We start from the raw sequence: 14,441 nt of genomic DNA on the forward strand, positions 1-14,441 counted from the left end.
ATCGCTTTCAAGAAAACGGATTCGCCTCCGAAAGTTACTTGCATCGTGAACGCCTGAAAATATCAACGTCAACCCCCACAGGCATTTCAAATGATGGACAGATTATTTAGTTTTGACTATAAAAAATATCGCGAAATGACGGAGGCGGCTGATGATCACCGCAATTCTCCGCCCCCTGAAGAACGCAGGGAAGACTACAGCACGGGTTGCAACATACATCCGCTGCTTGAATCCCTCCCGCGAAGAAATCCCGCGCAAGTGCATGCCGATAGCTCGGTCCATCGGATGCGCGCAGCCGCGCCGACCTCCCAAACCCATGGAGATTACTCAAAAATATTAGAACTAATCGGCGCATATGGCGATGGCAAAGGTATTCCCGAGCTACGAAGAAGATTTACAAGTTTTTCTGGCTTTTTGACAGACAGCGGCCTGTCACATATAAGTGGCAGGCAGATGCTTCGGGAATTGAACGAAGATCAACGCGACCAGGTCATACATCAAATGATAAGACGAATTGGGCATTCTCCGGATCCTGAATATCGAGAACTTGCGATGAACCGACTGGAGTCGAATTGCAGTCAAAACATTGTGCTGAGCCAACTGACTTTGGATCGCATTGCCAAAGCCAAAGCCAAAGCCAAAGCCGAAACCAAGGCCAAAGCCGAAACCAAGGCCAAAGCCAAAGCCGAAGCCAAAGCCAAAGCCGAAGCCAAAGCCAAAGCCAAAGCCAAAGCCAAAGCCAAAGCCAAAGCCAAAGCCAAAGCCAAAGCCGAAACCAAGGCCAAAGCCGAAACCAAAGCCGAAGCCAAAGCCAAAGACAAAGACAAAGCCGATGCCATAGACGTAGTCCAAAGCAAGGTCAACGAAATTATGGAATATCTACCAAGATATGAAGCATTAGGGAAATTGCCATCGACTGTGGGATTCCATCAGTACTTGCGTATTGATGGCTCATTTAGCCGGATGCTACTTAACATCCTTCCATACATCACCCCAGATCAGTAGAAAAGATTTGATCTAGCAAGCGAGAGGCGCAAACTGGCCTTGGCCGCTCCAAAAAGCAAGCCTCTAAAAGGCGTATTCCGGCCCCTCCATAAAAACCCAGATTTGCTTCTTGAAATTTCAAGAAAATTCAGCAATAGAGCGTGCAGCATCAACGATGCAAGTAGCGGATATTTATTACAAGCAGAACTCGAAAAAATAGTCGACGAGAAAACCGGCAAACTGACTCGTCTGGGTGAAGCAGTGATTTCAGGAGCATCCGAAGGCATCCAGGTAGCAATTCGCGCCAATTTCAGAATTCGTTACCAACAACCGGACCTGCCATCCAACAGCCCCCCTCGGGCCTTCCATCGGCAAGAAGAGAAGTGGAATCCCGATACTCCGGCGGGTTCTTCCTATTCTTCCTATTCGTCCCTGTTCCCGCCCACCCCTTCTGGCGGTTGGCCGCAGAGCGCACCAGGCACGTGGAATCCCGATACTCCGGCGGGTTCTTCCTATGGTTCATGGTCAGCCCAGCCCGAAGCATCGAGTTCCACCTTCGATGATCTCAAGTCCTTGGACTCCAGACAGAACTATGGTCATCGCGAATTCGACCTCAATACGCCCCAGGAAATCGAGCAGCCAGGGTGGCAGTACGCCACGCCCGCCCAAAGCACGGACTCGACCTTCGACGGCCTCTCCTCCATGAGCCATTACGACCGCAAATTCGACCTCAACACCCCCCAGGAAGAAGCGGAGTCTTGGGACTACGGCACGCAGACTCCCATGGGCCACTCGGCCATGAGTCCCGAGAGGATCGATGTGGACAATCTGCCGTCGCCCCAGGACGTCGCAGACCCCGAGCTTCCTCAAGTGACGGCCACTTCGTGGCTGCTGGATGGACATCTGCGCGCCTACACCGACGACCTCGCTCGCCAATTGCGAGGGCAGCCCAATGTCCACTTACTCCACTTTGCCGACTCACAGGTAGTGACCATGCTGAGCTCCGCAGATCCAGACCAACAGGCCCGCGCACGGCGCCTTCTTGTTGGAGACGACGTCCCACCTATCGTGTTCCTGCCGATCAATCAGCCCAACGTGCATTGGTCATTGCTCGTCGTCGACCGGCGTAACAAGGACGCTGTTGCAGCCTACCACTACGATTCCTTGGCACAGAAGCAGCCACAGCAACGCTACCTTGCCGACATGGCGGCGTATCACCTTGGCCTTGACTATGAAGAAACTCATGAAATGCCCACCGCGATACAGCCGGATTATTATTCCTGCGGCGATCATGTGCTGACCGGGATAGAGATGCTGGCTCACAGGGTGATCGACGGCACCTTCGACTACGCGGGCGGCAGGGACTTGAGCGATATCGAACCGGACCGCGGCCTGATCAGGGATCGTCTTGCCCAAGCGGCGCAAGCTCCAGCAGAAAGCAGCGGCAGGTCAGTTCCCGAACGCCCATCGAACACAAGAAAAAGAAAAGCAAGTGGTGGAAGTTCTAGCAATTCGACCATCGGCGATAGAGGGTCGGCAGCAATTCGTTAAAAAGCTCTTTGCTGGCAGCGGGTTGGCTTATCTTTGGCTTTTTTTTACCCGAATCCCTGCCGACCCTCATTCCGAGCATCGACTGCGACCGTCTGGTGGCCACGCAGTAGTTTTGTTGGCGGCTCTTAACCGATTCGGAGCGAACGCCGCGCCCGTCTGACGATGAGCGCGGTGGTTTCTTGGCTGCTGTTATTCCTTCGGCGTGATCCACACCTGCTGCTGCAGGCCGCGCACGCCGGGCTTGGCGGTGCTGTCCAGGTCGAACACCACCACGGTGTTGTCGCCCTTGCGCTGGAACGGCGCCGGGAAATACAGCGCACGTTGCGGGCCGATGGCCCAGTGGCGGCCGAGGTTGACGCCGTTGGCCCAGGTTACGCCCTTGCCGAAGGCGCGCATGTCCAGATAGGTATCGGTGGGTGTGCCGATGCGCAGGGTGCCGCGATGGAAGGCAGGGCCATCGACGTGATTGCGGGTCCAGCCGCGGATGCTGTCGGGCGAGCGCATCGGTAGCGGGAAGGCCTGCCAGCCGGTGAGTTGCCGGTTGTCCAGCAGCACCGGGTCGACCAGGCCGGCGCGGCCGTCGGCCATGCGCGGGCCGTAGTTGATGCGGCCGCTGTTTTCCACCAGCACATCGAGCGTGTGTTCGCCGGCCGGAATATCCACGTTGGTGGAGACCTGCTGCAGGCGACGTTCGACGCTGCCGACCGGCTTCTTGTCCAGATACACGCGTGCTACGTCGCGCACCTCGCCCAGGTACAGCGAACCCTTACGCGGGCCGGTGACGGTGGTGCGGTAGAGGATGTAGCCGTAATCCTGGCCGAAATGTTCCATCGGCTGCGGGGTGTCGATGGCGATCGGGGCGGGCAGGTTGTCCCATAGCGAGGCGGATTCGCGCAGTTGGGTTTCCGGCAGGGCGGCGATGGCGATCGGTGCCGGTAATGCAGGCGGTTGCACGCCGGTGACGCGGGTGATGGCATCGCGCATCAGTGCGAACTTGGGCGTGGGACGGCCGGCCTCGTCGAGGATGGCGTCGTAGTCGTAGCTGGTGGTTTGCGGCGCGTAATGGTCGCTGGGATTGCCCTGGAAATTGGCACCATTCATGAAGCCGAAACTGGTGCCGCCGATGAACATGTAGAGATTGGCCGAGTGGCCCTGGCGCAGGATCCACTCCAGTTCTTCGGTCTGTTGTTTGGCATCGGTGCTGGCGTGCGGCTTGCCCCAGTGATCGAACCAGCCGGCCCAGTATTCGCCGACCATGCGCGGTTGCTCGGGGCGGAACTTGATCAGTTTGTCGAAGGCGCTCTTGGCTTCGCCCGGCGCGAAATTCACCACCGCCAAGGTGTCCGGCAAGGTGCCGTTGGCGAGCATGTCGGCGCCGTCGGAAGTAAACAGCAAGGCGTCGTCGAAACCAGCCTTGACGTACATGGCGCGGTTGTCGTCCATGTAGGCATGGTCATCGTCGTAGGAGCCGTATTCGTTCTCGACCTGCACGGCGATGATCGGCCCGCCGTTATGGTTAAGCAGCGGATGTACCTGTTTGGACACCGCATCCAGATAGGCCTGGCTGGCAGCGAGAAAGCGCGGGTCGCGGCTGCGCACGCGGATGTTGTCCTTGCCGAACAACCAGGCGGGGTAGCCGCCGGCTTCCCACTCGGCGCAGGTGTAGGGGCCGGGGCGCAGGATGACGTTGAGGCCTTGCGCGGCGGCTTCGCGTACGAACGCGGCCACATCGTTGTTGGCGGTGAAGTCGAACTGGCCTTGCTGCGGTTCGACCAGATTCCAGAACACGTAGGTCTCCACCGTGTTCAGGCCGAGTGCGCGTGCCTTCTGCAGGCGGTCCTTCCAGTATTCGCGCGGAATGCGCTGGAAATGGATGGCGCCGGAGAGGAGTTGATACGGCTTGCCGTCGCGCACGAACTGCGTGCCTTGGGTGCCGAAGCTGGGCCAGGTGTCGGTAGTAGCGGCAATCGCGGTGACGGGAAGTGCGAACGCGAGGGCCAGAACGAGCGGTGCGAGGGTGGTGCGCAACATGGGAAATTCTCGGCGGAAACGAGTGACTAATGACGAATGACGCGTAAGAACAAGCATCAATTAAACGACGGCGGCAGATCCTCCTTGTTCGCACCGAAGGCCAGGTTTGGTTTGGCGCCCATGCTGAATTCCAGCGTGCCGCCAGCCGCCAGATCGGCATGGCGCATCCAGCTGTGGTTGATCGGTTTGCCGTTCCAGGTCAGCGATTGCACGTACACGTTTTGCGCGCTGCTGTTGTTGGCCACGATGCGCAAGGTGCGGCCGTTGCCGACATCCAGTTCTGCGCGCTTGAACAGCGGGCTGCCGAGGATGTAATTACCGCTGACTGGATCCACCGCATACAGCCCGAGCGCACTGAGCACGAACCACGCGCTCATCTGCCCGCAGTCTTCATTGCCGGACAGGCCATTGCGCGCGTCGTGGTATTGCTCGCGCAGCAGCCGGCGCACCATCGCCTGGGTCTTGTACGGCTGGCCGGCGTAGGCAAACAGATACGCCACGTGATGGCTGGGCTCGTTGCCATGCGCGTACTGGCCGACCAGGCCATCGATATCCGGCGGTGCATCGGCAGGCAGTTCGGAGCTGGTGGAAAACAACTCGTCGAGTTTGGCGACGAAGCCGTCGCGGCCGCCGTACAGGTCCATGTAGCCGTACAGATCGTGCTGGTTGAGGAAGGTGGCCTGCCAGGCATTGGATTCGGTGAAATCGCGCCATTGGGCGATGTGGCCCATGCCGCGCGGGTCGAAGGGTGTGGCCCAGCTGCCGTCTTCCAGACGCGCTTGTACGAAGCCACTGTCGCGATTGAACACGTTGCGGTAATTGCGTGAGCGCTCGCGTAGTGCGCGTGCATCGTCGGTGGCACCGGCGGCCTGCGCCAGATGCGCACAGGCCCAGTCGTCGTAGGCGTATTCCAGCGTGCGGCTGACCGCTTCGTCCACCTGGTCGGCGGGGATGTAGCCGAGCTTGCGGTAGTACGCCAGGCCGTGGGTGGTGTCGTCCATGGCGCGCTTGCGGTAGGCCGGCCAGGCGGCTTTGTAGTCGATGCCGGTGAAGCCCTTGGCATGCGCTTCGGCCAGCACCACCGCCGAGTGGTAGCCGATCATGCAGCCGGTTTCCACGCCTTGCAGCGGCCAGATGCCCACGCCATCCGGGCATTCGTTGGCGCCGCGCACCAGGCATTGCACCAGGTCCGGCACGCGCTCGGGCTGCACCAGGGTGAGCAGCGGATGCGCGGCGCGGTAGGTGTCCCACAGCGAGTAGGTGCTGTAGTTGTGATAGCCCTTGGGCGCGGTGTGGATTTGCAGATCCATGCCGCGATAGCGGCCATCCACATCGCTGAAGAGCGTAGGCGCGAGCAGGCTGTGATACAGGCCGGTGTAGAAGATGCGCCGCTGCGCGTCGTCGTCGCTGTCGATGCGGACGCGTGCGAGTTCTTTTTCCCAGGCGGCTACGGCTTGTGCGTGCACGCGGGCGAAGTCGAAGTCCGGCAGTTCGGCATCCAGGTTGGCCAGCGCGTTGTCGGCGCTCACCGCCGAGATGCCGACCTTGATCAGCAGCGGTGCGTCGGCCGCATCCGGGTAATGCAGTGCGGCCTTGAGATGCACGCCATCGGCGCTGCGCGTGCCTGCGGCCAGCGGCTGTTCTTCGTTGTACAGCTGCACCTGTTTGAACGGCCGTGACAGGCGCATGGCGAAATAGATGTAGCGTCCCTGCGCCCACTGGTAGACGCGACGGCCACCGGTGAGGGTGCGTTCGTCGACCACGCGCAGTTGCGCATCGGTGATGCGGGTGGGGATACCGGGTTTATCCTGCATGCCGTGGCACAGATCCAGCAGCACGTGCGCCGGCTTGCCCTTGGGGAAGTGATAGCGATGCAGGCCTGCGCGCGCGGTGGCGGTGAGTTCGGCATGCACGCCGCTGTCCTTGAGGCGAACGCGGTAGTAGCCGGGGGATGCGGCTTCATCGGCATGGTCGTAGCGCGAGCGGTAGCCGGTGTCTGGTGCGTCGAGCGCGCCGGGCACCAGCTTCACCTCGCCGGTGGCGGGCACCAGCAGAAAATCCAGCATGTCGCCGATGCCGGTGCCGGACAGATGAGTGTGCGAGAAGCCCATGATCGATCCGTCGGACTCGTGATAGCCGGAGCACGAATCCCACACGGCGTTGTAGGTGTCCGGGCTCAGTTGCACCATGCCGAACGGCAGCGTTGCGCCGGGAAAGGTGTGGCCATGGCCGCCGGTGCCGATGAACACATCGACATGGCGGGTGAGGTCGGCGCGGGTGCGCGCATCGGCGGGAAGTGCGTAGTTGCCGGCGCGTGCGCGGGCGAGGCCTGTTGCCAGAGCACCGCTACCGAAGAGGGCTGCTGCGATGGCGCTTTGGAGAAAACCGCGTCGTGTTGCCATGTGGTGTGGTCTCTGATGTCACGAGGTGGGTGCGCCGTACCCTCATCCGCCCTTCGGGCACCTTCTCCCGAGGGGAGAAGGGAAGATCAAGCGCTCTGCAGTTCCGCGCTGGAAGGGCGGTCGGGCCCTTCGTGGAATCAGGCGCTACGCAGCAGCTGGGGTTTGCGTTGGTGCAGATCGATGATGAGTTCGCCGAACAAGGTGTTGGCCCAGGCGAACCAGTCGCGGGTGAAGGTGCTCGGGTTGTCCTTGTCGAAGGCTTCGTGCATGAAGCCGGTGCCGGCATGGGTGGTCTTGAGCCACTGCAGGCACTGGCGCAGTTGTGCGTCGTCGTCGCTGACCAGCGCGTACTGGATGATCGACATCGGCCAGATCGTGCCCATGCCGCTGTGCGGGCTGCCAACGCCTTCGGCTGCAGTGCCGCGCGAGAAATACGGGTTGCGTTCGCTCCAGGCCAGCTGGCGGGTGCGCAGGAACACCGGGTCGGCGCGGTCGCAGCAGCCCAGGTAGGCCAGGCTGAGCAGGCCGGGGGCGTTGGCGTCGTCGATGAACAATTGGTTGCCGTAGCCGTCCACTTCGAATGCCCAGTACGCCTGCCCATCGGCGTCGTGTTGCTGACCAAACTTGCGTGTCGCCGCTTCCACTTCATCGGCCAGCGCGGTGCAGTCGGCGGCGAATTCGGCATCGCGATGCAAGGCCGTGCTCATCGTCGCCAGCTGACGCAGCGAGGCCACCGCAAACAGGTTGGCCGGCACGAACAGCGGATACACGCAGGCATCGTCGGAGGGGCGGAACATCGAGTGGATCATGCCGTTGGGCCGGGTCGGCTGCCCGTAGCCTTCCAGCACCAGGGTTTCGGTGGCCAGCGGCGAGGGCCGCTGGAACACGTAGGGGCCGCGATTCTCTTTGCGCTGCTGCTCGCGGAAGGTCTTGACCACCACGTGCATCGCCGCGCGCCAGTCGTCGTCGAACGGGGCGCTGTCGCCGGTGGCACGCCAGTATTCGTGCGCGATGCGGATCGGGTAGCACAGCGAATCGATTTCCCATTTGCGCTCGCCCACACCCGGCTTCATCTCGGTGATGTCGTTGAGCGACCACTTCAGGCGCTGGGTCTGGCCGTCTGGCAGGAAGGCATTGGCATACGGGTCGAGCCGGATGCACGCGGCCTGGCGCTGGATCAGGCCATGGAACATGCGCCGCAACGCGGGGTCGCGCCTGGCCAGCGGCACATACGGGTGCACCTGCGCGGAGGAATCGCGCAGCCACATCGCGTGGATGTCGCCGGTGATGACGAAGGTGTCCGGCTTGCCGTTGCGGGTGCCGGTTTCCACCGTGGTGTCTAGCGTGTTGGGGTAGCAGTTCTCGAACAGCCAGGCCAGTTCCGGATCGGCGATGCGCGATTTGATCTGCACGATCTGTTGCTCGACCGCCTTGCTGACAAAGCGCCGCTGCGCCTTGGGTGGGCGCTTGCTGACGAACGCGCCGGCGGCACTGGACGCGCCGGTAGCGGGCGCGGCCGCCAAGGCGGGCAGCGCGGTGGCCAGCAGGCCGGCGCCCGCGCTGGCGCCCAGCAACTGAAGGATGTCGCGGCGGGTGTGCATGACCTGGAGGCTCCTTGGATTCTGCAAGCGGTCTGCACAGCGGCACCTCCGCATCAGCGGCGTGGCACGCCGGACCGACGATGAGACCTATGCAGGACCAATTCCCGATGACCATACAACGTGTGCGCCGAATGTGCATAGTGCGTTCGCACAATTCGGCGCCGTATGCGTGGGTTGCGGCCAACAGCCGACACGGCTCCCCATCACCCGGCCGCCTGCGCACGCCAATGCGCCGGCCCCGCGCAGTGGCCATCGTCGTGCTCATGCCCGAACAGCTCATCCAGCATGCGCCGCGACGGGCTCCATTCGCCGATCGCCGGGTGGATCAGCATCGCCTTGCAGGCGTCCAGATGGCTGCCGCTGAGCGCTGCCTCGATCGCGGCGTGTTCGTAGGCCTTGAACGAGCGCACCAGGCCCTGCACCGCGCTGGGCAGCGGCGCGGCCGGAATCGGCACGATGCGGTCGCGATCGATGTCGGCGGCGATCTCCACGATGTCGTCGTCGGCCAGCTCGGCCATCGCGCCCTGGTTGCGCACGTTGACCACGTGCCGGCTGGGGCGGGCGCCGGTCAGCGCGCTCATCACGTCCACGGCGATGCGGTGATAGCCGGTGCTGGCGCGGAACGGGTCCGGCTGCGGCGCCAGGTCCGGGGCGAAGGCCGAGCCGGCCTCGGCCTCCAGCTTCATGTACGAGCCGGAGCGCTGCGCCAGATAGGCCGCATAGGTCTGCACTGCGCCGGTGGTGTCGCTGGCGTCCAGGCGGCTGCGCAGGTCGCCGATCAGGCTGCGGTTGAGCCGCTCGATCTCGCCACCGCGGCTGGCCCCGCTGGCGCGCTGGTTGTCCAGGGCGCGGCGGCGTTCGTAGAAGAAATACAGGTACTCGGTGGGGATCAGCCGCAGCGCACGCAGCATGTCGAAGTCGAACAACGGCGCCAGGTACAGCTGCCGCAGGATGGCGTCGTCGGCCAGCACGCGGTCGATGATGTCCACGCCGCGCAGGCGCACCGCGCGGATCCAGCCCAGGTGGTTGAGGCCGACGTACTCGCATTCCACATCTTCGGCGGGTTCGCCGAGTGCGCGCGCGATGTTGTGGAACAGCTCCACCGGCGTGTCGCAGATTCCGACCACGCGGGCGCGGGTGTGGGCGCTGATGGCCTGGGTGATCAGCCCGGCCGGGTTGGTGAAGCTGACCAGCCAGGCATCCGGACTCAGGCGCTCGATCATGCGCGCCTGTTCGATCGCCACCGGCACCGTGCGCAAGGCCTTGGCCACGCCGCCGGGGCCGGTGGTTTCCTGGCCGGAATAACCGTGGCCGATGATGGTCTGTTCGTCGGAGGCGCGCTGGGCGATGCCACCGACACGAATGCTGTTGAGCACGAAATGCGCGCCTTCGATCGCCGCTTCCAGCGATGGCGCGGCGTGCACCTGCAACGCGCCCCCGGACTCGGCGACGATGGCGCGGCCCATCGCCACCATCAGCGCCAGGCGCTCCTGGTCGGGGTCGTACAGCACGATCTCGCGCGCGCCCAGCGCTTCGGCGGCTTCGTTGACGCCGTACACCACCAACGGCGTGCGCACGCCGCCGCCGCCGATCAGGGTCAGTTTGCGATTGTCGACAGAACTGCTCATGGAACGTCCTCGTGTGTGGGGGGAAAGAGTTGAAACAGACCGTCCAGCGCGCCGAGCGCGCTGCAGCACGCAGCGCCGCTAAGGCAGCCTTGCTGCGCGCAGGCATCCAGCGGCTGGCCGTGCATGTACGCGGCGATGAAGCCGGCATCGAATGCGTCGCCGGCGCCGGTGGTGTCGCGGACCTGCACGGCGGGTGCGGCGATCAGGCGCGCGCCTGCGTCATCGACGACCATCGCACCGCTGGCGCCGAGCTTGATCACCGTCTGGCGCAGGCCAAGTGCGCGCGCCCAGGCCAGGCAGGCATCGGCCCCGTCGCCGCAGTCCATCAGCGCGGCTTCTTTCTGGTTGGGCAGGAACCAGGTCACCGCACGGCAGGTGGCGTGGTTGGCCGGATCGGTGAGCCAGGCCGGGCTGAAGCCGACGTCGAGCGAGGTGGTGCAGCCGGCGCGTGCCAACAGCGGCAATAACGTGGCTGCCAATGCGGCCGGCAACGGCATCGCAAAGTGCACATGCGTGGCTGCGGACAGTGTGTCGATGATGTCTTCGCGCAGCAGCAACGCGCTCAACTCGGCGTTGGCACCGATATAGGTGAAGAACGAGCGGTCGTCGTGCAGCGACACGCTGGTGGTCACGCCAGTGCCGGCAGTCGAGTCGATCAAGCCATCGGCCGAGACACCGAACTCGCCCAAACGCTGTTCGAACAGCGCGCGGTCCTGCGCACCGATCGCGCCGATCACGCGCACGTTGCAACCCAGCTGCGCCAGCGCGCAGGCGGTGATGATGGTGCCGCCGCCCAGTTCTCGCTTGTAATGGCGGGCAAGCGCTTCTTCGCCCGGTGCCGGCCAGCGTGCGAAGCCGCTGAAGATGTGGTCCAGATAGACCTCGCCGACCACCACGAGTTGCGCGGTGTTCATTGCAGCTGGAACGGCCATGCGCGCTGCCTCCTTGCCTGGATCAGATACAACGCGCTGCCCACGCACAGCGCCACCACGGCGGCGAGCAGGCGTCGCCCCGGGCTGGTCGCCAGCAGATACAGCCAGCCGAACACGCTGATCAGCAGCGGCCATGGATACAGCGGCATCGCAAAGGCCCGCCGACGTCGCTTGCGTCGCAGCAGCACCACCGCCAGGCATTGCGCCAGAAACTGGAACAGGATCTGGATGATCATCAAGGTGGCGATCAGATCGTCCAGCGACAGCAGGCAAGCCAGCGCCGAGGTCGCACCGACGAACAGCAGCGACACGGTGGGAAACCCGCCGCGCGGATGCAGCCGTGCAAATACGCCGAAGAACTGCCCGGCCGCCGCGGCCGCGTACGGCACCCGCGAATAACCCAACTGCACCACCAGCGCCGAGCCCCAACTGGCGACGACGATCAGCGCCACCGCCACGGTGCTGCCGATGGGGCCGTAGATGGCCTGCATGAAGTCGGCCATCACCGCCTTGGATTGCGCCGCCTGCTGCCAGGGCAGTACACCGAGCAAGGTGATGTTGAGGCCCAGATACAGCAGCGCCACGATCGGGATGGAGATCAGCACCGCGCGCGGAATCGTTCGGCGCGGCTTGCGGATTTCCCCGCCGAGCATGCACACGTTGTTGTAGCCGCCGTAGTCGTAGACCGCGATCAAGGCCACCGCACCGAAGCCCAACCAGAATCCATGCGGCGACGCGGGGCGCGCGTGCAAGAACGCCGATGCAATGCCGAAATCGAAATGCAGCACGCCGCTGAGAATGATCCACACGCAGGCGCCGATCACCACCGCACTGACCAGCAGCGACAGCACTTGCACCGAGCGCACTTTGCGATACAGCAGCAGCGTGTTGAACGCGCACAGCGCCATCGCGATCGCGGTGAGCTGGGTATGGCCCAGCCCCGGCATCAGGAACGCCAGGTATTGCACGCAGCCCACCGCGGCAGAACCCACCGACAACGGTGCGGTCAGCAGGGTCTGCCACAGATACAGAAAGCCGAACAAGCGCCCCCAGCGTTCGCGGCCGTAAGCCTCGCGCAGATAGTGGTACGGCCCGCCCGAGCGCGGAATCGCCGCGCCCAGCTCGGCCCACACCAAGCCATCGCACAGGCACAGCAGCGCACCGGCAACCCAACCGACCAACACCGCCGGCCCGGCCAGTGCCGACAACGCCAACGGGATGGTGATGAACGGCCCGATGCCGATCATGTTGAGCAGGTTGGCCGACAGCGCACTCCAGAAACCGAGCGTGCGCGGCGGTGCCGAGGCCTTTGTGTTTGCTGGCAACACGGTGGGTACGGTCAACATGCGTGGTGCTCTGCGTGCGCGACTGCCGCTGCGTTGGTCGCAATGCGTGTCGATGTCAGCCCGTCTGCGCAGTGAATCGCGGTGGGTTGCAGTTGATGCAGATCCAGCACCAGCACTGTGTTGTTGCCCTGCTTCAACCACGCGCCCGGGCAGAACAGACATTGCTGCGGGCCGATCTCCCAGTAACGCCCCAGCAGCCGTCCGTTGATCCACAGATAGCCTTTGCGCCACTGGCTCATGTCGAGGTAGATGTCGCCGACTGTTTCCAGCGCGATGTCGGCCGCGAAGAACAGGCCGGGCCGTGTGGGTGGTGCCTGCAGCGGGCGTAGCGTGGGTGCGTTGTCGCCATCCAGCGGCAAGCCATGTACCTGCCAGTCGCGCAGCTCCTTGCCATCGAGCCGCACCGGGCCGAGCAATCCCTTGGCATCGCCCAGGGCGGGGCCGAAGTTGATATGCCCGAAGCTGTCGACCAGCACCTCCAGCGTCCGCTCACTGGATGCAGCGCTTGGAAGTGGCAGCTGTGGCGAGCTGTTGAGGCGCGCGTGCTGCACGCGCGAGACATACCCGATTTCGTCACCATCGAGTTGCACCGCCGCGTAGTCGTGCACCTTGCCAAGATCCAGCTGTGTGCCAGCCGCGATGCGGCGCCGGTACACCACCAGCCCCAGGTTCTGCCTGAGCAGGGTCTGGTTGTCGGTGGGCCGCTCGGTGTGTACGGGGCCGACACTCAAGTTGTCCCAGAGCGCGGCCACCGGGCGTGCAAGGACCGATGCAAAGCGCGCGCGCGGTGGCGCGCCCGGGATCGCTGGCAGCGCCGTGCTGCTGTGCTGGGCGATGATCCGGCGCAGCGCCATGTACGCAGGCGTGGCGCGGCCGCCTTCGTCGATCGGTGCACTGTAGTCGTAGCTGGTCAACGCAGGCTGGAATTGCGAACCATCGTCTTCGGCATTGGCACCCGCGCTCAAACCAAAATTGGTACCGCCGTGCACCACGTACAGATTGAACGAGTAACCGGCGGCCATCAGTTGCTGCAGCATTGGCGCGTAATCGCGCTGCGCGAACGCGTCTTCGCCCCAGTGCGTCAGCCAACCGGGATAGCCTTCGGCCACCCACACCGGTGCATCGCCTGCAATCTGTTTTGCTTCCTGCAGTTCAGCCAGATCGGCGCCATCCAGTCCCAGCGCGGCGTCGGGCAGATAGGCCTTGCGCCGGCGCAGATCCTTCATGCCTTCGGCCAGTGAGAACGGACCATCGATACCGTGCTGGCGCCACAGCGCGGCCAATGCCTGCAGATAGCCCACATCGCTGCCCTGCATGCTGTATTCGTTTTCGATCTGCAGCATCAGCACCGGCCCGCCGGCGCTGGCCATCAGCGGTGCGATGCGTGGTGCGACTGCGGCGATATATCGCTTTACTGCTGCCATGTAGCGCGCATCGCTGGCATCGCGCAGGCGCATGCCCGGCTCGCGCAACAGATACGGTGGCAGCCCGCCCAGCGTCCACTCGGCGCACACGTACGGGCCGGGTCGCAGATACACCCACAGCCCTTCCTGCTGGCACAGCCGGATGAAGGCAACGAAATCGCGTTCGCCGGTGTCGAAATCGAACTGCCCCGGCTCGCGTTCGTACGCATTCCACATCAAGTACAGCGCGATGGTGTTCAAGCCCATTGCCTTGGCCATGCGGATGCGCTGCAGCCAATCCGCACGGGCGATGCGCAGCGGATGCATCTCGCCGCTGCGCAATTGCCACGGTTGCTGATCCAGCACGAACTGGCCACGCTCGAATCCAAACGTATGCGGCCGGCCATCCGGCAGCGGCGCATGTGGCGACGACAGCACCGCCGGCGCGGCCGCCAGGCCGAACGGTGCGAGCAGGCCGAACGTACACAGGCTTCTGCGTTTCATCGTCTCTCCAACCAGGGTGAGCAACTGTCGAACTGCACTGCACTGCGCAGCGCGACGCG

The 14,441-nt window shown here is 63.6% G+C and carries 7 protein-coding genes and 1 pseudogene; 1 reads left to right on the forward strand and 7 read right to left on the reverse strand.

Annotated features, from left to right (window positions below; translation table 11 throughout):
• Positions 1 to 213: 213 nt before the first annotated feature.
• Positions 214 to 2,492: pseudogene (locus XcyCFBP4188_RS23730) on the forward strand (Ulp1 family isopeptidase).
• 232 nt (positions 2,493 to 2,724) lie between these two features.
• Here the strand turns inward: XcyCFBP4188_RS23730 and XcyCFBP4188_RS01635 are convergent.
• The 7 genes from XcyCFBP4188_RS01635 to XcyCFBP4188_RS01665 form a co-directional block, all read right to left on the reverse strand.
• Positions 2,725 to 4,566, reverse strand: coding sequence for a glycoside hydrolase family 35 protein (locus XcyCFBP4188_RS01635; RefSeq protein WP_074057994.1), 1,842 nt, complete (start codon positions 4,564 to 4,566; stop codon positions 2,725 to 2,727).
• Positions 4,567 to 4,622: 56 nt separating this feature from the next.
• Positions 4,623 to 6,968, reverse strand: coding sequence for a GH92 family glycosyl hydrolase (locus XcyCFBP4188_RS01640; RefSeq protein ID WP_104591525.1), 2,346 nt, complete (start codon positions 6,966 to 6,968; stop codon positions 4,623 to 4,625).
• A 137-nt stretch (positions 6,969 to 7,105) separates the two neighbouring features.
• Positions 7,106 to 8,569, reverse strand: a complete 1,464-nt coding sequence (locus XcyCFBP4188_RS01645; protein WP_006451434.1) for a glycoside hydrolase family 125 protein — start codon at positions 8,567 to 8,569, stop codon at positions 7,106 to 7,108.
• 203 nt (positions 8,570 to 8,772) lie between these two features.
• Complete coding sequence (locus XcyCFBP4188_RS01650; protein WP_006451435.1) at positions 8,773 to 10,197, reverse strand: 6-phospho-beta-glucosidase; 1,425 nt, start codon at positions 10,195 to 10,197, stop codon at positions 8,773 to 8,775.
• Positions 10,194 to 11,111 carry a carbohydrate kinase family protein gene (locus tag XcyCFBP4188_RS01655; protein ID WP_006451436.1) on the reverse strand — a complete coding sequence of 306 codons (918 nt, stop codon included), beginning with the start codon at positions 11,109 to 11,111 and terminating at the stop codon, positions 10,194 to 10,196. The genes XcyCFBP4188_RS01650 and XcyCFBP4188_RS01655 overlap by 4 nt, the downstream gene beginning before the upstream one ends.
• Positions 11,108 to 12,475 carry an APC family permease gene (locus XcyCFBP4188_RS01660; protein ID WP_006451437.1) on the reverse strand — a complete coding sequence of 456 codons (1,368 nt, stop codon included), beginning with the start codon at positions 12,473 to 12,475 and terminating at the stop codon, positions 11,108 to 11,110. Before XcyCFBP4188_RS01660 ends, XcyCFBP4188_RS01655 begins: the two co-directional genes overlap by 4 nt.
• On the reverse strand, positions 12,469 to 14,382 hold the full coding sequence (locus tag XcyCFBP4188_RS01665) for a beta-galactosidase (protein ID WP_006451438.1): 1,914 nt from the start codon (positions 14,380 to 14,382) through the stop codon (positions 12,469 to 12,471). Before XcyCFBP4188_RS01665 ends, XcyCFBP4188_RS01660 begins: the two co-directional genes overlap by 7 nt.
• Between the last annotated feature and the right edge of the window lie 59 nt (positions 14,383 to 14,441).

Origin of the sequence: Xanthomonas hortorum pv. cynarae, assembly GCF_002939985.1 — a bacterium.
GTDB classification, from domain to species: domain Bacteria; phylum Pseudomonadota; class Gammaproteobacteria; order Xanthomonadales; family Xanthomonadaceae; genus Xanthomonas; species Xanthomonas hortorum_D.

Bases quoted from the DNA above. Each gene is read 5' to 3' on its own strand.
- XcyCFBP4188_RS01635 (WP_074057994.1), bottom strand. From the start codon at position 4,566: ATGTTGCGCACCACCCTCGCACCGCTCGTTCTGGCCCTCGCGTTCGCA.
- XcyCFBP4188_RS01640 (WP_104591525.1), bottom strand. From the start codon at position 6,968: ATGGCAACACGACGCGGTTTTCTCCAAAGCGCCATCGCAGCAGCCCTC.
- XcyCFBP4188_RS01645 (WP_006451434.1), bottom strand. From the start codon at position 8,569: ATGCACACCCGCCGCGACATCCTTCAGTTGCTGGGCGCCAGCGCGGGC.
- XcyCFBP4188_RS01650 (WP_006451435.1), bottom strand. From the start codon at position 10,197: ATGAGCAGTTCTGTCGACAATCGCAAACTGACCCTGATCGGCGGCGGC.
- XcyCFBP4188_RS01655 (WP_006451436.1), bottom strand. From the start codon at position 11,111: ATGAACACCGCGCAACTCGTGGTGGTCGGCGAGGTCTATCTGGACCAC.
- XcyCFBP4188_RS01660 (WP_006451437.1), bottom strand. From the start codon at position 12,475: ATGTTGACCGTACCCACCGTGTTGCCAGCAAACACAAAGGCCTCGGCA.
- XcyCFBP4188_RS01665 (WP_006451438.1), bottom strand. From the start codon at position 14,382: ATGAAACGCAGAAGCCTGTGTACGTTCGGCCTGCTCGCACCGTTCGGC.